The sequence below is a fragment of the Nodosilinea sp. FACHB-141 genome (assembly GCF_014696135.1).
Lineage (GTDB): Bacteria > Cyanobacteriota > Cyanobacteriia > Phormidesmidales > Phormidesmidaceae > Nodosilinea.
Genome location: NZ_JACJPP010000011.1, coordinates 86117 through 107019, shown reverse-complemented (window position 1 = coordinate 107019; position 20903 = coordinate 86117). Strand labels below are relative to the sequence as shown.

Sequence of the window (20903 nt, the reverse complement as noted above, 5' to 3'; positions counted from 1 at the left end):
ATTAAATTGCGCTTTCTTACTGCTCCTGCATCAGTCGCAGGTAGTTTTGCTTGAGCTGAATGTGGCTCTCGCTGAGGCGATCGGAGAGGTTTTTCTCGACCTCAGAGAGCTGTTCCCAAAACAGAGAAGAGCGCTGGGTGCCAATGTACTCTCGCCAAAGCTGCTCTAGCAATTCAGCGGCAACAGGGCTTTCGGTTTTGAGATCCCCGACTACCTCTTGAAAAGCCTGGTGGGCTTCGGGGTGTTGCTGCACTTCTTTGGCCAAGCCAATGGCGGTTTGTAGACGGGTCGACAGGTCGGTGGGGAGAGTCATAGTAGTTATGGATTTATGATTGCATTTTACAAATCTAAGCAACTTAACCTTTCCCGACAAGGAAAGCCTGACTATTGGTCAGTTGCTGGCTACTGCGGCGGGCAGAGATTGGGGTAGATTCATAGGGGGTTCGCCCGCTGGCGTTATGCCAATTCCTTTTACGTAGCTACACTCCCTAGACCTATGGCCAAACAGCGCATTCTTTCAGGCATTCAGCCAACGGGCAACCTCCACCTAGGCAACTATCTGGGGGCAATTCGCAACTGGGTTGATCTGCAAGAAGAATACGACGCCTTTTTGTTTATGGCCGACCTCCACGCCATTACGGTGCCCCACGACCCCAAGCGGCTGGCGGAGGATACCTATAAGGTGGCGGCCACCTACATCGCCTGCGGCATTGACCCCGACAAAGCCACTATTTTTGTGCAATCGCACCTATCGGCCCACTCAGAGCTGGCTTGGTTATTTAACTGCATCACCCCGCTCAACTGGCTAGAGCGCATGATTCAGTTCAAAGAAAAGGCGATTAAACAGGGTGAAAACGTCAGCATTGGTCTGCTCGACTATCCAGTGTTGCAAGCCGCCGACATTTTGCTCTACGACCCCGACCTGGTGCCTGTCGGCGAAGACCAAAAGCAGCACCTAGAGCTTACCCGCGACATCGCCGCCCGACTCAATTTTCAGTTTGGCAGCGAAGAAAATCCGGTGCTTAAGGTACCTGAACCAATGATTCGCGCTGACGGGGCGAGGGTGATGAGCCTGACTGACGGAACGAAGAAAATGTCGAAGTCAGACCCCTCTGACCAAAGCCGCATCGATCTGACTGATCCCACCGATGCGATTGTCAAAAAGATCAAGCGGGCTAAGACCGACCCCGAGCGGGGGCTGTGGTTTGATGACCCAGCCCGGCCTGAGTGCAACAACCTGCTGACGCTGTATATGCTGCTGTCGGGCCAGACCAAAGAGGCGGTGGCGATGGAGTGCAAAGAGATGGGCTGGGGCCAGTTTAAGCCGCTGTTGGCCGACACGGCGGTGGCAGCCCTAGAGCCAATTCAGAACCGGTTTAACGAGCTGATGGGCGATCGCCCCTACCTAGAAAGCATTCTCAGAACCGGGCGTGAAAAAGCGGGCGACGTGGCCAATGCTACCCTGGCTCGGGTAAAAGACGCCCTAGGCTACTCCAAACCGCTGTAGCTGGCGAGATATACTAATCAATTCAATCACCCTGTTTGTACAGATCCAAAGGAGGATGGCTTGGCTTCTGCACCCCTGGGTTATCGGTTGCGCACGGCGGCCCAAGCCGACCAGTTTTTGGTAACGGCAGAGGTCATGCCACCCAAGGGGGGCAACCCAGAGCACATGTTGGCTATGGGCCAAATGCTCAAGGGTCGGGTGCACGCCGTCAATGTCACCGACGGCAGCCGAGCGGTCATGCGCATGTCGTCGTGGGCAGCGTCGCTGCTGCTCCAGCAGCAGGGGATTGAAGCGGTGTGCCAAGTAGCCTGCCGCGATCGCAACCGCATTGCCCTCCAGGCTGACCTCATGGGGGCTCACGCCCTTGGGCTGCGCAACATTCTGGCTCTCACTGGCGACCCGGTTAAAGCCGGTGACCACCCCGAAGCGCGATCGGTGTTTGATCTAGAGTCAGTGCGGCTGCTCAAACTGCTCGAAAAACTCAATTTTGGCGTAGACAGCAACGACAAGCCCCTCACCGATGGCGCGCTAGATCTGTTTGCCGGAGCTGCGATCGACCCACAATCAACCAGTTGGTCGGGGTTGCAGCGGCGGTTTGAGGCCAAGGTCAAGGCCGGGGCGCAGTTCTTTCAAAGCCAGCTAATCACCGACTTCGATCGCCTAGCCAAGTTTATGGACCAGGTGGCGTCCGGCTATAACCGCCCCGTGCTCGCCGGAATTTTTCTACTGAAGTCGGCTAAAAACGCCAATTTTATCAACCGCAATGTGCCCGGGGTCAATATTCCCCAAGCTACTGTCGATCGCCTCGCCGCCGCCGCCGACCCGCTGCAAGAAGGAGTTAAGATCGCCGCCGAGCAGGTGCAAGCCGCTCAGCAAATTTGTCAGGGAGTACACCTGATGGCCGTGCGTCGCGAAGATTTAATTCCCCAAATTCTCGACCAGGGGGGAGTAGCGCCCGTCGATGCGGCCCTAGCCGAGCGGTAGTGCCTGACGTTGAGCCGCCCGCTGGGCTAGGGGTGTCATCCGCAAGTTTCCTGGTGGCGCTAGAGTCAGGCCGCGACGCACGGGTTTGAGCGGACGTCGCAGCCCCTCGGGTAACTCCAACTCCCAATGGCGCAGAATTGTCGCCAGCACTAGCTTCATTTCCATCAGCGCAAAGGCCGAGCCAATGCAGCTGCGGTGACCGCCCCCAAAGGGAACGTACTCGTAGGGTGAATACTGCCGCTCCAAGAATCGCTTGGGCCTAAACGCCTTGGGTTCAGGGTAGAGATCCTCCCGGTGATGCAGCAGGTAAATGTTTGGAAACAGCACCGCCCCAGACGGAAACTCGTAGCCCGCCACGGTCATCGGCTGGTTGAGAATGCGAATGCCCGTGGTGGGGGCGACAGGGTAAATGCGCAGGGTCTCCTGGCAGACGGCGGTGAGGTAGGGCAGATTGGCATCGGCCAAGGGATCGGCGGATAGACCTCCGGCATCTAGCTCTTGGTGTAGACGCTCATTCACCTCGGGTAGCCAGTGCACCCAGTACAGCGACCAGGCCAGAGCAGAAGCGGTGGTTTCGTGGCCTGCCACCAGCAGCGTCATCAGCTCATCATGGAGTTCGCCGTCGCTCAGGGGTTCACCTTGGGCATCGCGAGCGCTGATCATCATCGAGAGAATGTCGGTGCCATCGGGATAGGGTTGCTGACGGCGATCGCTGATCTCGGCGTAGATCAGAGCATCAATCTCAGATTTGATCCGCACAAACCTTCCCCAGGGGCTCATCGGCCCCCAATCTTTCTGCAGCCCTGGAAAGAAAATAAAGAAAGCGCTGAAGGGAGTGCCCAACCCCTCTAGCAGGGTACTGAGCAGCTGCCGCAGGCGATCGTAGCGATCGCCGTCACCCAGACCAAATACAGCTTTTAAAATTACCCTAAGGGTGATGTCCTGCATGGCGGCTCGCACGTTAAACGCCGTACCCGGCTGCCAGCTGGCCATGGCCTGTTTGGTCAAAGTGCAGATTACATCGCCGTAGGCGCGCATGCGATCGCCGTGGAAGGGCGGCATCAACAAGCGACGGTGGCGGCGGTGGCGCTCTCCATCCAGCAACAGCAGCGACTGGTTGCCCAGCAAAAAAGTCAGCCCACTCCCCGGACTCTGGGACGGAATGTGAAACTGAGCCGCATCGGCCTGAAAAATAGCCTGAATCACTGCCGGGTCAGCCACATAGATTGAAGGCGGCTTCTCCCCCACCTGAAACACCGACCCGTAGCGCCGGTAGTTGTCTTCAAAATAATCTAGCGGGCGCAGAATGAGCTTGGGTGCGCGCTGCCAAAAGGGGGTATTGGAGCCAGGAAGAGTAGGCATGCTGAAAAGACGTATAGGGCATTGAGGCGACAAGCATTCATCCAACTACTTCAATGCTAGACCATCCCAAAGGCATACCCGCCCCACCACCACAGGATTAATTTACCCTCACTAAGAACTGGTTAGAATTGGTTGTAAACGACTGGAGCTAAGCTGTTGCTGTTGATAGGAGCATCGCTCCAGGCTGTGCTTAAACAACCATCGGCGACTATCAGGTGTATCGCTGATCCACTGGTCGATCAGCTGATGCCACTTGACCGGCAGCTGCAATCTAGCCCAAGCATCAGCAGAGTTTAAAGATAGCGTCTGGTACAGCTCTGCGTTGGTCAGCAGAGTTTCAATACAGCGAGCCAGTGCAGCTACATCTTTCTCAGGAAACATCAATACATCTCGTCCTAGCTCGAACTTGCCTAAAAACATCGGGTGGTCAGAAACAATTAGCGGCGTTCTAACGGTCAAAGCTTCGTAAATGGTCAGGGGCAAGCCCTCAGGATAGGCATGGCGGCTAGGCACCAGTACAATATCAGCCCAACGCATTTTTGTTAGCACCTGATCGTGAGATAAACCACCCACCAGCGTCACCTGATCGTTTAACCCTAGACGATTAATTTCAGCTTTGAACCAGTCAAGGTCTCCCTTACCAATCAAGGTCAAGTTGGGAGTAATACCAGACTGCTTCAACTCTACTAAGGCATTTAGAGCATCATTCACTCCCTTCGTCTGAACGATGCGGCCGACATAGACAATGTTTTTATTGTCGATAGCTGCCTTCCCCAATTTTTTTGGCGCAAAATCTTTGGGAGTAATCTCGTAGGGGAAGTCCCAAGGGATAACTTTACTGGGCTTAACACCAATATTTTTTAGGGAATGACATGCGCTCAAACCATGGTTAGCAACTAAGTGAACAGCTTCGTTATTCAACGTGCTTGATAGGCGAAAATTGCGAAGCTTTGCCGATAGCCCGCTTCCTTGAAAGGAATCAGCAAACAGACCTATAACTTTTACATTATTTTGCTTGGCCCACTTGAACGCAGCGACCAACGGGAAATGAACCACCAGGTGGGTAGGCTTTTGCTCTTCAAGCAATTTCAACAACCGTCTTGGCTCTTTGTAAGGATCAAGGTTACCACCCACAGCTCTAAGGCCAGGCTCTAAAAGTTCGCTATATTCAGAACTGGTTTTACAGCAGAAATGGATAACCTCGTCAATCTGGCGACCTATTTCAATAGAGCTATTTATAGTATATTGATGGCTGAAATATTCTTGCTTACCTGACTCAGCAAGTAGGTTATAAGCCTCCCGAAAATCACCGGCATACTGAAGAATCACCAAACGCACTTGAGCTAAGGTAGACATAATTAATCAATTTACTAAATTTACGACTATAGCTTTGAGAGGTTAGCCACACAAAACACTGTGGGTGCAATCCGAAAATCCTTGAGGTAATAAATAGCTACACAAGCTAACCATCTACAAGCTAGGAGTGCAGCTTGTACTGAATAGATGACAAACTAGCCTTTAAAACTCTCTGCTTAGGAAAAGGACGGTGTTATTAATTCGATAGTTCCCTTTAAAGACCAGCATCATAAAATTTATCTCTTGCTGCTATTGGTTTTTTGGGGACATTTATGAGGGAAACTCTGCAACCTAGAGCATCGAGATTCTGAGCCGACCAGGAAAGCGCAAAGCTAAAGGGCAAGTCCTAGCTATCCACCACAGTAAGTTAGTAGATAAACACTAGCTCACAAGTACAGTCTATCTATAGCCAAGTGCTTCTGCTTTGAAAGAAGGTAAAATCTAAGAAAGCTTCAGATAAACTTCAAAAGTATAAATTCATTCAAGGTTAAAAAAGAAAATTAGCTTGCAGGCATGAAAAGCCATCACAAATTTCTAAGACTTTTGTAACCAAGTCAAATTTGAACTTGGGACATGAGTCCAGCCAGTTTGTTAGCCGCGTATTTTTTGTACTTTGCGACCTAAATATAGTGATAATAGAAATGCAAATATACCTTTGGGTAGATTGACGTTTTCTAGAAATGCAGACGCGGTGAGCCGGTTGAACGTCTTTGTAATCTCCTAAAGCGATCGCTACATGCCAAGCTTCACCAGCACAAATAACATGCTTTAGGCCCGCAATTACTACTACGGATGTATCGGCATCTTGCTACACCCCAAGGATCATTAGTACTTAGATTGAAGCTACAAGAACTCTCGTAAGAACTCGTAAGGTTCTATGTCCCACGAGGGTTCGGGCACTAAGTAGCTAAGGCGAGTCAGAATATCGGCCTCGACGGCGACCATGTGCTCGTGATCAAAAATTTCTGCCAGTGCTTGACGATCGCGATCGCGTAACGGGGACAGTGGGTTCGCCAACTGAGGCGCCAAATCCCTCAGAGAATAGAGCGCTGCTGTAGTCTCACCAACCGTCGGATCGGTTTGAGAACGGCGCGGCCTTGTAATGGACGCTCTTTCCGAGCCAGTTACTGTTTCTGGAATGCTGAAGGCCTCGCGCTGCATCCCTTTCGGCTTAGCCGCAACAGCTTGGCTAAAACCAAACAAGGCCTTGACCCACGGATCATCGCTCAGGGATGCTGTGCCTGAATCAGGTGTCTTCTTTTGGCCAGAGCGATCTAACCTCTGCGAATTGGATTGCGTGAAGGGTGGGGCGACTGCAGGAACAGGAGTGTTGCTCATATTGCCTAAGAAGAAATAGGTGCTGGCGAAATGAGACTCAAAGACCATCACTGCCCGTCGGCATAACATCTCAGTGGGTCATAGGGCTAGCACAAGCATATCCCCAGTATAAATGCGGAGGTAGACCAGTCACTCTACCCCTAAGCCAGTATTGTCAACAGAGCGTAAGCCTTGAAGCTTAGGCGTTTGAGCGCTGCTGTTTTAGGTAGGCAAAAACCGATTTATCGCCAATGTCAGGCACAATGGGCTGCACAGCTTTGCGCAGCGCAAATACCAAAAACAAAATTGCCCAGCCTGCTAGCAGGGTTTGCTCTGCCACCAGCGGCAGCATGCCAAATAGGTGACCCAGCAGCAGCAGTGGCACCAGGGGCGTGAGCAGCTTGGTCTCTACACGGTCAAAGCAAAAAGCTTCCTTAAAGAAGATGCCGGTCAGCGCTACGAAGGTAAAACCCAGACCCCACAATACCGCAGGAGTTTCCACTACCGTTTGAGCCAAGGGGCCGTCAATTCCGTGGGAAAGTGCCAGCGACGCCAGCCCGCCCACCAGCCAAGCCCCTTGCAGCGCTCGGTGCAGCGGCACTAGGTAGATATGAATTGTGGCCAAGCTCAGTCCCAGGCCTAGCCAAAACAGCGTGTAGAGCAGGCTGATAGACTGCACCAGAGTGGAATTTTGGTTAAACCCCAGGGCCAGAACCGTACCTAGGCCAAAGGCTAAAGCCGCCACCACCAAGCCCGTACGATAGAGCACGACCCCTCGGCGATCGCCCTGAGTAATGGTGTAGTCGCCAAATTGCCCGGTGTAGATCGCCGGCGAAGGGATCTCGTTTACAGCGCTGTCCATTGGCGTTTATCCAGTAGAGACTACGGTTGACTCGTGTCTCTATCTTATCGAGTTAAGGGCTATCGAGTGAGCGCCGGTTGCGTAGGCAGAGTGATGGTAAAACAGGTTTGCCCAGGATCACTAGTAACCGCGATGTCGCCCCCCAGATGGGCGACCAGCTTTTTCACCAAAGCCAGACCTAGACCTGTCCCTCCCTGCTTCCAGGGGTCAGCGCTGGGCACCCGATAAAACTTATCAAAGATCCGGGTCATTTCCTCTGCTGGAATCGTCACCCCACTGTTGGTAAGGGCAATGCACACCTGTTCGCTAGGAGCCGCCGGGTTAGGCAAAACCTCTAGCGTAATAGATTCCCCCGGCGGGGTATATTTGCACGCATTGTTTAGCAATTCAGCCAGCACTCGCTCTAGGCTAGCCAGATCGCTATACAACACTGGCAGGGTCGAAGTTGCCACTAACCTCAAGGTTTGATTGCGGCTCTTAGCGCGGGTCACAAAGCTGTCAATCCAGCCTGCAAGCCAGGGTTCTAGCAAAATTGGCTCGGGCTGAATGGGATGGTTGCCCACATCTAGCCGCTGGAGGTCGAGCAGATCGTTGATTAGGCTAATTTCGCGCTCACACTCCTCTTGCAAAATACTGTAGTAGCGGCCAATGCGGGTTCGCTCCGCCTTAGGTTTTTGCAGATCGGCAGTGAGGTCAAATTCTTGATTTAGGGTGACCCCTAGCAGTTGCAGTGCCACCCGCATGCTGGTCACCGGGGTGCGCAACTCATGAGAAACGGTGCTGAGAAAGTCGTCTTTGAGGGTATTGAGCCGCTCTAGCTCGGCCACCTGCGACTGGGCCGCCTGGTAAAGTCGCGCTTGGCGAATGGCGATCGCACATTGGTTAGCCACCTGCTGCACCAGGCGAATCTCAATGTCGTTAAAGCCGTAGTCGCGATCGTTGATCAGCCAAAGATCGCCCAGCACACCCCGATCATCTACCACCGGGCAGGCCAGCATGGCCACATAGCCCCGCACCGGGTTCGGCTCCACCGAGCAAAACTGAAAATACTGCCCGTCCAGCAGCTGATGGTACACCTCCGGGAAAGCCTCCATTTGAGCAACTCGGCCTTGGTACGACGGGCTAGAGCTGTTGTACTCGTAATAGATCGTCGAAGTGCCCTGCTCAAGGTCGTAGAGCGATGTATTCGACCCCTTCACCTCTAGGGCCTCGGTCAGCTCCTTCACCGCCGTCAGCATAATCTGATTGACGTCTAGGCTGTCGCGCACCCGGTCGGTAATCCGTTTAAGGGTCGCCTCAAACTCAAGGGCGGTCTGCAATTCCTCGGTTCGCTGGGCCACCTGCTGCTCCAGGTCAGTATTCAACCGCTGCACCTGATTGTACAGACGAGCCTGCTTAATGGCACCGCCCACCTGGGTTGCCACTTCTCGCAAGGTCTCGATTTCCCAGGCGGCCCAAGGACGGGGGTCGCTGTTGAGGGCACACACCAAACCGTAAAGAGCATCCCCCTGCACAATTGGCATCACCAGGCAGGCATTGACCTGGGCCTGGGCGAACTTGGCCAGATAGTCCGGTGGCAGAGAAGCCGAGGCCATATCGTCGATCACCTCCATCTCGCCTTGGCGGTAGCGCATCAGATCCGCCGGAATAAAGTTGAGATCGGTCTGAGCTGTGACCGCATTGGCCATGGTGCTACTGGCCGACTCAGCCACCACCCCGTTGTAGTCAGGGTCAAAACTATAAAACAGCACTCGGTCGATGCCCAAAAAGCGACGCACCTCGTTTACCGTCGTCTGCAGCAAGTCTTCAGAGTTGAGCGATCGCAGCAAGTGCTGAGCGATCGCCCCCAGCAGCCGCTCTCGCTCCGACTGCCGCCGTAGGGTTTGCTCCACCTCATGGAGAGGAGTCATATCCTGTAGACTCACCATCAGCTGAGGTTCGCTGTCAGCAGCCCCAAATCGTTTTACCGTCGCTAGCAGCCGACGGCATCCCCCCGCCGCATTGGCGATCTCCACCACAGCAGTTTGCTCATCGCCACTAGCCAAGGCTCGCTGGCCCGCCGCTAGCACTGGTTGGCCGATTCCCGACGGCAGTATCTCCACACCCTGCCGCTGGTCGCTACTAGCCAGTCGATCGCCTCCCAGCAGAGCAACACAGGCCCGGTTGTGAAAGCACCAGCGATCGTGAGCGTCCGTTATCCAGAGCGGCGTTGCGATCGCATCGAGCACCTCCCCAAGGTCGGCATTGGCGACCTCAGGTAAAGGTCGCTCTTCCTGGGGCAAGGGGTCGAGGGGCAGAGTAGACATAACCGTGGGGGCTTAGGAAGATTTAGGTAACAATAACCTTGGCAAAAAGCGGCGCATGCTCTACAAACACTATGCCCAGAGCCGCCAGAGAATACCCAGCCCAACCCCACAAAAATCCATTGCTGAAAAACATTGCCTAAGCTGTTTGCTTAGCGCCGCCCATGGTCTATAATCGTAGACTGTGCACATTTGCAGGCCCTATGAACGCAGAGGAAATCATCCGCTCGATTGAGGCGGAGCAGCTAAAGACCGACCTTCCCACCATCTACGTCGGCGACACTATCCGAGTTGGCGTGCGCATTCAAGAGGGTGGCAAAGAGCGGATTCAGCCCTATGAGGGCACCGTTATCGCCATGCGCAATGGCGGTATCAATCGCTCCATTACGGTGCGAAAGATTTTTCAGGGAGTCGGCGTTGAGCGAGTTTTTCTCGTCCATGCCCCCAAGGTGGCCAGCATTGCTGTGCTGCGCCGGGGTAAGGCTCGTCGGGCCAAGCTCTACTACCTGCGCGATCGCGTGGGCAAAGCTACCCGCTTGAAGCAGCGTTTTGATCGCCCAATCAACTAGAATTGAGTAAAGTTGGGCAGTGGTGCTACAGTGGCACCTGGTTTCATGCGTCCTTAGTTCAGTTGGTAGAACGCGGGTCTCCAAAACCCGATGTCGGGGGTTCGAGTCCTCCAGGGCGCGCTGAGTAAGGCAGAGACATTTCCCAAAGCTCTTAGACCTTAGGGCCCGCTAGAGCAGCGGGATCTGTCACTGCCCCCAACTCGTGATTAAACCAGGAGCCATCAGCCCTTCGGTCTAATGTTTTCTCAGGTTAGCTAAGCCGGTTTGCCGGTCCGTGTTTTCCCGTTAGTTCAGTGTGGATAAGCGCCAACAGGAGCCAAGCCAGTGGTTAAAAAAGACACCGCAATAGAGTCTAAGGGTAAGGCTGCAGACCCTCAGGTTGCCGAGCAGGGCTTTAGTGTGGTGACCTTCTTGCAGGGCACCAAGGAAGAACTGGGAAAAGTTGTTTGGCCTAGTAGACAGCAGCTCATCAGTGAGTCTGCCGCCGTTATCCTTATGGTTAGCCTTTCCGCAACGCTGATTTATCTAGTTGACCGACTGTTTGGATGGGTTTCGGGGCAAGTATTCTAATGGCGGTAACTGAAGAAGACTTCGACTACGATGACGCTCCTTTGGACGAGGATCTAGGGGCTGAACCTTCAGCAGAAAGAGCTGAGCAATCTACCGAAGAAGGCAACGAAGGTGAAGCGGCCCGCTTCTACCAACGCAAAGCTAGGTGGTATGCCGTCCAGGTGGCCTCTGGCTGCGAAAAGCGCGTCAAGCTCAACCTCGAGCAGCGCATTGGCACTCTCGATGTGATGAACCGAATTTTTCAGGTTGAGATTCCTCAAACGCCAGCGGTTAAGCTCCGCAAAGACGGCAGTCGTCAAAATATTGACGAGAAAGTCTTCCCAGGCTACGTGCTGGTCCGGATGTATATGGATGACGAAGCCTGGTCGGTGGTTAAAAACACCCCTCACGTCATCAATTTTGTCGGGGCTGAGCAGCGCCGGGCCTATGGTCGCGGTCGCGGCCACGTCAAGCCCATGCCATTAGGCATGAGCGAGGTGAAGCGCATCTTCAAGCGCACCGAAGAGCAAAAGCCGGTGATCAAAGTCGATATGGCTCCGGGAGACAAAATTACTGTGCTCTCGGGTCCCTTCAAAGACTTTGAAGGCGAGGTGGTGGAAGTCAGCCCCGAGCGCAGTAAGCTGAAAGCTTTGCTGTCGATTTTTGGGCGCGACACCCCAGTGGAGCTGGAATTTAATCAAGTGGAAAAAGAGAGTTAATTAATGGCTAAGAAAGTTGTAGCGCTAATTAAGCTGGCACTTCCTGCTGGCAAGGCCAACCCAGCTCCTCCTGTCGGCCCAGCTCTGGGTCAGCACGGGGTTAACATCATGGCGTTCTGCAAAGAGTACAACGCCCGTACCCAGGAGAAAGTGGGTCTAGTAATACCGGTTGAGATCTCGGTCTTTGAAGATCGCAGCTTTACCTTTATTCTCAAGACGCCGCCAGCCTCAGTATTGATCAAAAAAGCAGCGGGCATTGAGCGTGGTTCGGGCGAGCCCCGCACCAAGAAAGTGGGTTCCATTACCCGGGCTCAGCTCAAAGAAATTGCCGAGACCAAAATGCCTGACCTCAACGCTAACGACATTGAGGCAGCCATGAACATTGTCGAGGGTACCGCTCGCAACATGGGTGTTACCGTTTCTGACTGAGCCATTGCCTAGGCTACTGGCTGTAACCTAAGTTTCACTTATTCACACTACGGGGAAGAGGCATTGCTTCGTTTGACCCCAAGGAGACCACCATGCCTAAAGTATCCAAGCGCCTGCGCGAAGCCCAGGCTAAAGTAGAAGACCGTCTCTATGAGCCCCTAGAGGCCCTAGAGCTGCTAAAGGAAACCGCTACCGCTAAGTTTGTTGAGTCGGCCGAGGCCCACATTCGCTTGGGTATTGACCCCAAGTACACCGACCAGCAGCTGCGTACTACGGTCATTTTGCCCAAGGGCACGGGGCAAACCATTCGAGTCGCCGTCATTGCTAAGGGCGAAAAAGTGGCTGAGGCCACCGCTGCTGGAGCTGACTTGGCGGGATCTGAAGAACTCATCGACGAAATTCAGAAGGGCATGATGGACTTTGACGTTCTGATTGCTACCCCTGACGTGATGCCTCAGGTAGCCAAGCTTGGTCGTCAACTCGGCCCCCGTGGCCTGATGCCCTCCCCCAAAGGCGGCACTGTAACCTTTGACTTGGCCAAAGCAATTGATGAGTTTAAAGCAGGTAAGCTAGAGTTTCGTGCCGACAAAACAGGCATCGTCCATGTTATGTTTGGCAAGGCCGACTTTAGCGCTGAAGATTTGCTAGTCAACCTCAAGGCGCTGCAAGAGACCGTTGACCGCAATCGTCCATCTGGTGCCAAGGGCCGCTATTGGAGAACCGTAGCGATCGCCTCCACCATGGGTCCCTCCATTCGCCTCGATGTGAATGCCCTGCGCGACTTCAAGATGTCAGACGCGGTCTAGGCCCAACAAGTTTTACCCCAGCCAGCTAGGAGTTACGCCCACTGACACAACCCCTCACAACTGCATAGACGACCGGAGACAGCAGGTAGCCGCCCAGCACTGCATAAACCCTGCCGAGGTTGACGTAAATGACTACGGTGCTCTTGCCCAAGCTGAGCACTTTGGGTTGTTGGTCTACCCCGGCAGAGCTGTCGGGGTTTTGTTTTACTAAGGGCTAAGTCTAAATCTGGATCGGGTAATTAAGTTCCCAATCCCCAACTTAAAGGAGGTGAGATCGATATGGGGAGAACCCTAGCGAATAAGAAAGAGCTGGTGGCCGAAATTCAGGCCCTGCTAGACGATGCTCAGCTAGCCTTTGTGATTGATTACAAAGGTCTGACGGTATCGGAAATCAGCGACCTACGCAACCGGCTACGCCCCAAGGGTGCCGAGTGTAAGATTGCCAAAAACACGCTGATGCGGATTGCCGTTGACGGCAACGAAAACTGGCAACCCATCACTGAGTTCCTCAAAGATTCTTCGGCCTTCGTGCTAGTTAAAGAAGACTTTGGCGGGGCAATCAAGGAATACCAGGCATTCCAAAAAGACACCAAAAAAACCACCCTCCGGGGCGGTGTCATGGAAGGTCAGGCCCTGAACGAAGACCAGATCAAGGCCATCACCGAACTGCCCACTAAGGAAGAGCTGATGGCTCGTCTGGCTGGAGCAATCAAGGCGATGCCGACTCGGGTGGCTGTGGGCGTCAACGCCGTACCGACCAAACTGGCGGTGGGTGTCAAAGAGGTGCCCGCATCTCTGGTCCGTGCTATCAAGGCAGTCTCCGAAAAAGATGCAGCCTAGGCTCATCTCTCTCGATTTTGTCTGTGTTTAATTGTTTTCAAATAGGAGTTAACCGGTAACTATGTCTGCTAAAACCGATGAAATTCTCGAACAGCTAAAGACCCTTTCTCTGCTAGAAGCTTCCGAGCTGGTTAAGCAAATTGAGGAAGCCTTTGGTGTTGACGCCTCTGCCTCCGCTGGCGGCGGCATGATGATGATGGCCCCCGGCATGATGGGTGGCGGTGGTGCCGCGGCTGCCGAGCCTGAAGAAGAGAAGACTGAATTTGACGTCGTTCTCGAAGAAGTTCCCGCTGACAAGAAGATCGCCGTTCTTAAGGTTGTGCGCAGCCTGACCGGTTTGGGTCTGAAGGAAGCCAAGGAACTGGTGGAAGCCGCTCCCAAGGCTGTCAAGGAAGCCACCACCAAAGACGACGCCGAAGATGCCAAAAAGCAGCTCGAAGAAGCCGGCGGCAAGGTTGCTATCAAGTAGCCTGACGTTTTGCCACTGAGACTAAAACGTTAGAAAGCTCCCTGTGAGACCACAGGGAGCTTTTTCTATAGTTAGTTAAGGATGGTTTTCTCACCTTAAACAGCGGCCCTCTGGCTACCCATCCCCGATAGAGAAGGATAGCATTGGGAAGATAGTTAGGTAGTTAATGGGAGTTAGCCATGGCGCAGCACCTGAAACGATGGGAGTCGCCCCGTAAGCTGGGTCGCAATGACAAAGGGCGAGGCGGTGCCGCCCGCCAGAGACAGCTGCAAAAACGCCAGCAGACTTTGCGTAAGCGCCCAGGGGGGCGATCGCCATCAGACCACACAAATACTCATCCGGGGGAGTCAACGGCTCCCCTTTTTGCTATCTATCCCCGTCCTGCTTGAGAGATTAGCCAATCAGCAACTCTTCTTCGGGATACTGCACAGAGGACGGTTTAGGATCGCCAAGCAGTGCCGCCATAAACAGCAGTACGCCTACCCGCCCCAAGTACATGGTGAAAGCAATCACGTACTTACCAACGTCAGATAGGTCGGCAGTAATGCCGGTAGAAAGCCCCACTGTGGCAAATGCAGACACGGCCTCAAAGAGAATATCGATAAAGCCGACGGTTGGATTAGTTAGAGACACTAGAGCTGTAGCTGCGACGACCGCCAGACCCGACCCCACCACCACGGAGATCGCCTTCAGCACCCGAATAGTAGCAATCTGCCGCCGAAATAAGAGAACCTGCTCTTTGCCTTGAAGCGCCATGCGGGTGCAGGCTAGCAAAATGCTCAGGGTAGTAGTTTTAATACCGCCGCCAGTGCTGCCGGGGCTAGCCCCAACGAACATCAGGGCAATCATGATAAACAGTGAGGCGTTGCCCATCGCGCCAATGTCAATGCTGTTAAATCCGGCGGTACGGGTAATAACAGCCTGAAACCAAGCCATTAATAACTTGTACTGAGGAGCCACCGGACCCAAAGTGTCGGGGTTTTGGTACTCGATTAGAAACAAGGCTAGGGTGCCTAGTACCAAAAGAGCAGCGGTAGTGCTGGTAACAATCTTAAAGTGAAGGGAGAACGGGTTGCGGCAGCGGTTGCCGCTCAGGCGATTGCGGGCCCATGACAGGAACTCCATAATCACCTGGTAACCAATGCCACCCAGGATGACTAGAGCGGTGATTACCGCATTGACCCAGGGGTCGAGCGCATAGCCAATAATATTGTCTTTAAACAGGCCAAAACCCGCATTGTTGAAAGCGCTGACGCTGTGGAACATAGAGAGCCACAGCCCATAGCTAGGCCCGTAGTCTCGACTGAAGATCGGATATAGGCAAAATAAGCCCGTCAGTTCAATGGACAGTGTCATAGCAATGATCGAGAGGATCAGAGGCTTACCGCCCGCCAGCACTGAGTTATCCATGGACTGCTGAATAGCGAGTCGTTCTCGCAGCCCCAACCGTCGCCCCAGCAGCAGCAGCAGGAAGGTGTTGACGGTCATGTAGCCGAGCCCTCCCACCTGAATCAGCGCGAGAATAGTCGCTTCGCCAAAGTCAGAAAAGTAGGTGCCCGTATCGACGACAACCAGCCCGGTGACGCAGACAGCGGAGGTGGCTGTAAACAAGGCTACAAGGGGGTCACCCCAACCCTGTTGAGTGCTAGATATGGGCAACGCCAATAAAATTGTACCAATGGCAATTAATACTAAAAAACCAAGGCATATGGTGCGCGGAACCGTCATCTGCATAGGTTGGGCATTCCGTAAGACACGGAGTAGAGAGGCAACCCTATATTTTCACGAGTTGACGCTCTCGACCACTATGCCGCAAGATTTAACCGGCTAAGCCACGCTGTTCTCTAGGTGTCGAGTTGTCATGACCAATGCCCTGTACAAGAAGATTCAGACTTTCTATGACGACTCCTCTGGGCTGTGGGAGCAGATCTGGGGTGAGCACATGCACCACGGCTATTACGGGGCCGATGGCCGTCAGCGCAAAAATCGTCGCCAGGCCCAAATTGATCTCATTGATGAGTGTTTGACCTGGGGGGACATTACCCAAGCAGAGGCTATTCTCGACTGCGGCTGCGGCATTGGCGGTAGCGCCCTCGAATTGGCAAACCGGTTTGGGGCCAGAGTGACCGGCATTACCCTCAGCCCATTGCAGGCTCAGCGAGCCACAGAGCGGGCTACAACAGCGAGTTTGAGCGGCGATGCTGCTCCTTGTGCAACGTTTCAGGTCGCGGATGCTTTGAATACTCCCTTTGCTGACCACAGCTTTGACCTGGTGTGGTCGATGGAGAGCGGGGAGCACATGCCCGACAAGGTGGCATTTTTGCAGGAGTGCTACCGGGTGCTAAAGCCAGGGGGCAAACTGTTGATGGCCACCTGGTGCCACCGCCCTACGGATTCGCTGGGAGGGCCGTTGACCTGGCTAGAGCAGCGGCAGCTCGACTGGATTTATCGCGTCTATGGCCTGCCTTACGTGATTTCTCTGCCTGACTATGAGGCGATCGCCCAAAACTGCGGCTTTGACCAGCTAAAAGCCGCCGACTGGTCGCTGGCAGTCGCCCCCTTTTGGGATGAGGTAATTGCCTCGGCCCTCAGCCCTGAAGGCCTAACGGGGTTAATTCAGGCGGGGCCTGGCACCCTTCAAGGGGCGCTGGCTCTGGGGCCGATGCGCCAGGGGTTGTATAGCGGCCTAATTCGCTACGGGCTGCTTTGCGCAGTGCGCTAAGCGAGACAACTCGAAAAAAAGGGTGAGTTCCGTGTGGAGCTCACCCTGGAGTTGGTGCCTAGTTATGACTTAGCTGACCTACTGGGGTCGAGCAGCCGGACAGTCAATGGCCCGCACGGCAACAGCGGCGGTGTAGTCACGCAGCGCGTTGGAGTTGGGCGAAAAGCTAGTTCCGGTTTCGTTGAGAGGAGTTGCGATCGCACAGAAGGCCGCCATCTGCTTAATCGTAGCCTCACCCCAGTGACCGCCGATGTCGGTGAAGGTAGGCGGGTTGCTGATGTTAGGAATAATTCCCACAGTGGCTGGTGCCGGGCTGACGCCGGGCGTACTACCCGCCGCGCTAGCGTTGGCTCGCACAAGTGCCAGCTTGTAGGTCATTGCCATCAGCTCGGCCCGAGAGACGTTGTCGGTTGGGCGGAAGTTGCCGGTGCCAGCGTCCCCGGTCACGATGCCCAGCTGCTTAGCCTGCTGAATTTTAACCGCGCTCCAGCGGTTGGCGGCTACGTCAGAGAAGGGGGCACTAGAGACCGCTTGGGGTAGGTTAGCCAGCGCCGAAGTTGGCAGAACTTTCCGGGCGGTTTCCATCATTACAGAAACCGCCTGCTCGCGGGTCAGCGGCGCAGTAGGCCGGAAGGTGCCATCCTCAGAAAATCCGGCAATAACTCCTAGGCTAGACGCACGGGTGATCTCGGCAGCATAGCGGTTGCCTCGAATATCGTTAAAGGCCACGGCGGGCGGCGTCACTGGCGGCGTCACTGGCGGCGTCACCGGAGGAGTACCGGTGACTCCACTTTGAATCTGAGCTAGGGTGAGGTCGTTGGTGAAGTACACCAGGTGCGAACTGACGATCGCTCCATTAAAAGTGCGCTTAGTCAGTGACCAGCCCGGGTTGAGGTCAAGCTGCGTGAAGCCTGTGGGGCTGATGCCGTTGGCGCGACCGATAGTAATGCGCTCGCGAGAAACGGTGCTGGGAGCAAACTGCAGCAGCAAATCACCGTCTTTCTGGTTGACCTCAAACCGAACCCCGGACAGATCCTGCCCCGCCAACCGGATAGCGTAGCCATTGGTATCGCGCTGTAGGCGACAGACGCCCGTAAAGTCAAAGGTATTCCACAGGGCATTTACTTGAGTAGGTTCGGCGCCAGGGTTAGCAATCGTCCAGCAGGGAGGATTGGGCTGAAGCTGCTCCACAATATAGAGTCGATAGGGCTGGGAAGTGCTTCCCGGTACCGCAACCACCAAAAAATTGGCCTGATTGATAGCGATGTTGCCAAAGGCCTGGGTCAGCAGCGTGCCGGTCTCGCGCACCGCGGGCTGAACTGAAGTGGAGGTGGGAGCAACGGCATGCCCTGCTCCGCCTACTACCCCGAGGGTAGCTGCAGTCAGCACAGCCGCTTTCAACATTGACGTAAAATTCATTGTCACCCGTCCTAGATAGCGATTTGTGATGGGGGAAATAGTTTCTTTACCTTAGCGCTGGCAATTAGGGCCAAACCTTTAACCTCAACCACTTATCAGACCGTCTGATAGTCAAGCTGACGACCCAATATCCAACGGCTGAATCTTAGTCACCCAGACCTACACTTGGGTCGCTGGCCTCAAGCTCAGACCTAAGCCAACCACGGCCAACGGTCACGACCAAACAAACTCTTCCAAGCTCAATTCAAACGAATTAAGTCAGCAAACCAACTCACGATTTAGCTTAGAAAAGCCGCCATTATTGTAGAGTTATCACCGCTATAGGACCCTAGTTTTTGCGGGAATTACTTAGGATTCGTTGCAAAACCTCACCTTACGGTTCTGTGTTCTTCTGAAGGCCCGTTGAGAACGTCTCTAAATCTGAAATTCGTCTAGGGAGATCGGGGGGAGTCCCGCAGGGGCGATCACGCGACTGACCGAGGCTTTATAGCTTTCCTGCTGGGTGACCATATCCACAGAAATGGCCTCAAACCACGCCTCCAAACAGCCAAAGGGAGCCGTTAGCTGTAGATTACCCTCAAGCTGCCCCTGGCCGTTGGGCAGCAGATTGAGCAGCTGACGCGGCTCGTCGGCCAGGGTGCGGGTTTGAGGGTCAGTAATCCACACTTTGAGATACAGGCGGTTGGGATGAAAGGGCACCCGCAGAGTCACGACCACTGGCTCACCCGCAGTCAGGTCACCCTCTGGCAGCTCTAGGGTAGGCATGGGCGGGGTCACCGTCTCTGGCGGCTCGGCCTCCGGGGCAGGCACCGCGGCGGCGGCTAAATCACGCAGAGTAGGGTCCTCGTCTTCATAGATCACCACCTCTCCAGCAAAAGGGACAAACGGCGGCGGCTCAAACGAGGTTTCTACCGGAGTTTCCACTGGGGCAGCGGCAACCTCGTGGCGCTGCTCGATCGCCTCCTGCTGAAGGTTGACGGCTAGCTCGTTGAGCCGATTCCAGAAGCGGTCCTGCAGCTTGAGGTCTTTGAACCCCATAGCCTCGTGGGAAATCAACTGGGGTACCGCGTCACGGGGTTTAGGGGTGGCACTAGGAGATGCCTGCCCAGTCAAGACGGCAATGGGGTCGTCGGCCTGGGGCGGCGAAGCAATGGGCGGTAAGCTTAACCCCCGGACCGGCTCTGGGCTCGGCGTAGCGGGGGCGCTCAGATTATCAAGGCTGCGATCGCCGGGAGGCGAGGAAACGGAGCGGGGGCGACCCACTAGGGGCAGCGACGGTTGACGAGCGGCCGCCTCGTGGGGAGAGGGGTAGTAGATTTTGGGCGGCAGCTCAGGACTGTTGCGGGGCAGGGTGAGAATGGGCATCTGCCGAGGCGGTGCCGCCCGGCCGACAATATCCCAGGTTTTGAGCTCGGGGGTGGGGGGTTGGGGAGAGGCTGGGTCCTCATCTGGGTCTTCGGCCGGAAAGACAACGTCTAGACCTGATTCGGTTTCGGCCTGGTTGGCGATCGCGTCAAACAGCGAGGCCACATCCACCGTGACCGTAAATCGCTGTAGGGCCGCTATCTCAGTCTCGACAAAGAGCCCTACCTCCCCTAGCAACAGCCGGGTCGACAGCTGAGCGGGCACGGTTACAGTCAGCGTCATGGTGCTGGGCAGCATGGCCACCGCCAGCGGCACCGGCGCCATAGCCACAGTAACTGCGGTCTGGGGGTCCGATAGCCGTAGCACCAGGGTCAGGGGCGGGCAAGGTTCACTATCAGACGGGCCTGTCACCGTCGCCGTTAGCCCCAGGCTTTCGCCAGCGCTGCCCAAGAGCGCGGCGTGGGGCAGCAGTAGCCCGTAGGGCAAGGGGGCTGTAGCTGAGCTAGCTAACTGGGTCTGAAACGCATCCATAGCCGCCGCTGTGGTCTGAAGGTCAACGACCGGCGCCGGGGCCGCCGAGGTTGAGCCAGCGGCTGCGGGTTGGCGAGAGGTGGCGATCGCCTCTAAGCCAGCACTGCCATCGTCGGCAAACCAGTCGCCCTCGTCGGCAGAGTCTTGGGCCACCACCTGCAGCTGCACCGCGTAACGCCAGGGTGAAGGGGCAGCAGCATTGTCAGCCTCCGGGTTTGCTTCTGAACTTGCCTCTGGGGCGACCGCGCTAGCGCACTGAATATCCCAAGTTCCCTCACCTAAGCGAGTAAATGGCATGACGACCATCAGGCCGTTTTCGTTGATCTGGCCCTTACGACGCAGAGTACGGCGCTGAGGTGGCACGCGATTCGCGAAACGATCCGTCCCAGAATCGCCTTGCGAATCGGCCAGCAGTTGGCCGATCTGAATATATACCGGAGTATTGGTATGGCTAGTGTGGGCCATCACGCGGTAGCGGCCCTCCAGAATTTCTACCTGGGATGTGTCGAGGGGCAACCAGCTCTGGTCACCCTCCTTTTGCAGCAGAAATTCCCAATACTCCATAGTTCAAGCCCCAGTTTAAGTCCTGAGTTTAAAGTCTGTTTGGGGAGACAAGCCACCCATGATGCTTCAGGATACTCCCTAGAGGCAAGCCTGCACTGTTACTCCAGCAAACATTCAGATCCAATACCCCAGCAAATATTCAGATCCAAACGGTAGCAATCCCTACAATTTGAGAGAGACTGCCTTATGCCTCTCTACAGAGGGAGCTTCCCTCGCTGCTTCCTAGAATG

Annotated in this window: 19 protein-coding genes, 1 tRNA gene and 1 other annotated feature; of the genes, 11 read left to right on the top strand and 9 right to left on the bottom strand. The window is 54.9% G+C overall.

Going from position 1 to position 20903, the window contains the following annotated elements:
* Positions 1-16 precede the first annotated feature (16 nt).
* Entirely contained in the window at positions 17-313 is a 297-nt protein-coding gene (locus H6F59_RS09115) for a hypothetical protein (protein WP_190522758.1), read from the bottom strand.
* A gap of 183 nt (positions 314-496) precedes the next feature.
* Between H6F59_RS09115 and trpS the strand changes: the two genes are divergently transcribed.
* Complete coding sequence (gene trpS / locus H6F59_RS09110) at positions 497-1507, top strand: tryptophan--tRNA ligase (RefSeq protein ID WP_190697971.1); 1011 nt, start codon at positions 497-499, stop codon at positions 1505-1507.
* Between the two features lie 60 nt (positions 1508-1567).
* A complete protein-coding gene (locus H6F59_RS09105; RefSeq protein WP_279308347.1) occupies positions 1568-2491 on the top strand; it encodes a methylenetetrahydrofolate reductase in 924 nt (307 codons plus the stop codon).
* Here H6F59_RS09105 and H6F59_RS09100 read toward each other — a convergent pair.
* The 5 genes from H6F59_RS09100 to H6F59_RS26355 all read right to left on the bottom strand — a co-directional run bounded on the left by H6F59_RS09100 (position 2477) and on the right by H6F59_RS26355 (position 9694).
* Entirely contained in the window at positions 2477-3853 is a 1377-nt protein-coding gene (locus H6F59_RS09100; protein ID WP_190697968.1) for a cytochrome P450, read from the bottom strand. The genes H6F59_RS09105 and H6F59_RS09100 overlap by 15 nt on opposite strands.
* A 111-nt stretch (positions 3854-3964) precedes the next feature.
* Positions 3965-5209, bottom strand: coding sequence for a glycosyltransferase family 4 protein (locus tag H6F59_RS09095; RefSeq protein WP_190697965.1), 1245 nt, complete (start codon positions 5207-5209; stop codon positions 3965-3967).
* An 843-nt stretch (positions 5210-6052) separates the two neighbouring features.
* Positions 6053-6595, bottom strand: coding sequence for a hypothetical protein (locus H6F59_RS26025; RefSeq protein ID WP_199325710.1), 543 nt, complete (start codon positions 6593-6595; stop codon positions 6053-6055).
* 130 nt (positions 6596-6725) lie between these two features.
* Positions 6726-7388, bottom strand: coding sequence for a DUF2301 domain-containing membrane protein (locus H6F59_RS09085; RefSeq protein WP_190697962.1), 663 nt, complete (start codon positions 7386-7388; stop codon positions 6726-6728).
* A gap of 59 nt (positions 7389-7447) precedes the next feature.
* Positions 7448-9694, bottom strand: a complete 2247-nt coding sequence (locus H6F59_RS26355) for a GAF domain-containing sensor histidine kinase (protein WP_242021361.1) — start codon at positions 9692-9694, stop codon at positions 7448-7450.
* A 200-nt stretch (positions 9695-9894) separates the two neighbouring features.
* Between H6F59_RS26355 and rplS the strand changes: the two genes are divergently transcribed.
* The 8 genes from rplS to rplL all read left to right on the top strand — a co-directional run bounded on the left by rplS (position 9895) and on the right by rplL (position 14072).
* Positions 9895-10260 (top strand): 50S ribosomal protein L19, encoded by a 366-nt coding sequence (gene rplS, locus H6F59_RS09075; protein ID WP_073609590.1) that lies wholly within the window; start codon positions 9895-9897, stop codon positions 10258-10260.
* A 47-nt stretch (positions 10261-10307) separates the two neighbouring features.
* Positions 10308-10380: transfer RNA gene (locus H6F59_RS09070), tRNA-Trp, on the top strand.
* Between the two features lie 204 nt (positions 10381-10584).
* Positions 10585-10830, top strand: coding sequence for a preprotein translocase subunit SecE (gene secE / locus H6F59_RS09065; protein WP_190522747.1), 246 nt, complete (start codon positions 10585-10587; stop codon positions 10828-10830).
* Complete coding sequence (gene nusG, locus H6F59_RS09060) at positions 10830-11528, top strand: transcription termination/antitermination protein NusG (RefSeq protein ID WP_242021360.1); 699 nt, start codon at positions 10830-10832, stop codon at positions 11526-11528. The genes secE and nusG overlap by 1 nt, the downstream gene beginning before the upstream one ends.
* A 3-nt stretch (positions 11529-11531) precedes the next feature.
* Positions 11532-11957, top strand: a complete 426-nt coding sequence (gene rplK, locus H6F59_RS09055) for a 50S ribosomal protein L11 (protein WP_073609593.1) — start codon at positions 11532-11534, stop codon at positions 11955-11957.
* 92 nt (positions 11958-12049) lie between these two features.
* Complete coding sequence (gene rplA, locus H6F59_RS09050) at positions 12050-12763, top strand: 50S ribosomal protein L1 (RefSeq protein WP_190697959.1); 714 nt, start codon at positions 12050-12052, stop codon at positions 12761-12763.
* Between the two features lie 54 nt (positions 12764-12817).
* Positions 12818-12975 (top strand) — a sequence feature (ribosomal protein L10 leader region).
* A 67-nt stretch (positions 12976-13042) separates the two neighbouring features.
* Complete coding sequence (gene rplJ, locus H6F59_RS09045) at positions 13043-13603, top strand: 50S ribosomal protein L10 (protein WP_190522740.1); 561 nt, start codon at positions 13043-13045, stop codon at positions 13601-13603.
* 61 nt (positions 13604-13664) lie between these two features.
* On the top strand, positions 13665-14072 hold the full coding sequence (gene rplL / locus H6F59_RS09040; protein ID WP_190522738.1) for a 50S ribosomal protein L7/L12: 408 nt from the start codon (positions 13665-13667) through the stop codon (positions 14070-14072).
* Positions 14073-14465: 393 nt separating this feature from the next.
* On the opposite strand, the gene H6F59_RS09035 is transcribed toward rplL, so the two are convergent.
* Complete coding sequence (locus H6F59_RS09035; protein ID WP_190697956.1) at positions 14466-15800, bottom strand: TrkH family potassium uptake protein; 1335 nt, start codon at positions 15798-15800, stop codon at positions 14466-14468.
* 133 nt (positions 15801-15933) lie between these two features.
* On the opposite strand from H6F59_RS09035, the gene H6F59_RS09030 reads away from it, so the two are divergent.
* Positions 15934-16794, top strand: coding sequence for a methyltransferase domain-containing protein (locus H6F59_RS09030; protein ID WP_190697953.1), 861 nt, complete (start codon positions 15934-15936; stop codon positions 16792-16794).
* 78 nt (positions 16795-16872) lie between these two features.
* Here the strand turns inward: H6F59_RS09030 and H6F59_RS09025 are convergent, their stop codons facing one another.
* A complete protein-coding gene (locus H6F59_RS09025; RefSeq protein WP_190697950.1) occupies positions 16873-18213 on the bottom strand; it encodes a DUF3747 domain-containing protein in 1341 nt (446 codons plus the stop codon).
* Positions 18214-18627: 414 nt separating this feature from the next.
* Positions 18628-20673: a hypothetical protein gene (locus H6F59_RS09020; RefSeq protein ID WP_190697946.1), complete on the bottom strand. Its 2046-nt coding sequence runs from the start codon at positions 20671-20673 to the stop codon at positions 18628-18630.
* Between the last annotated feature and the right edge of the window lie 230 nt (positions 20674-20903).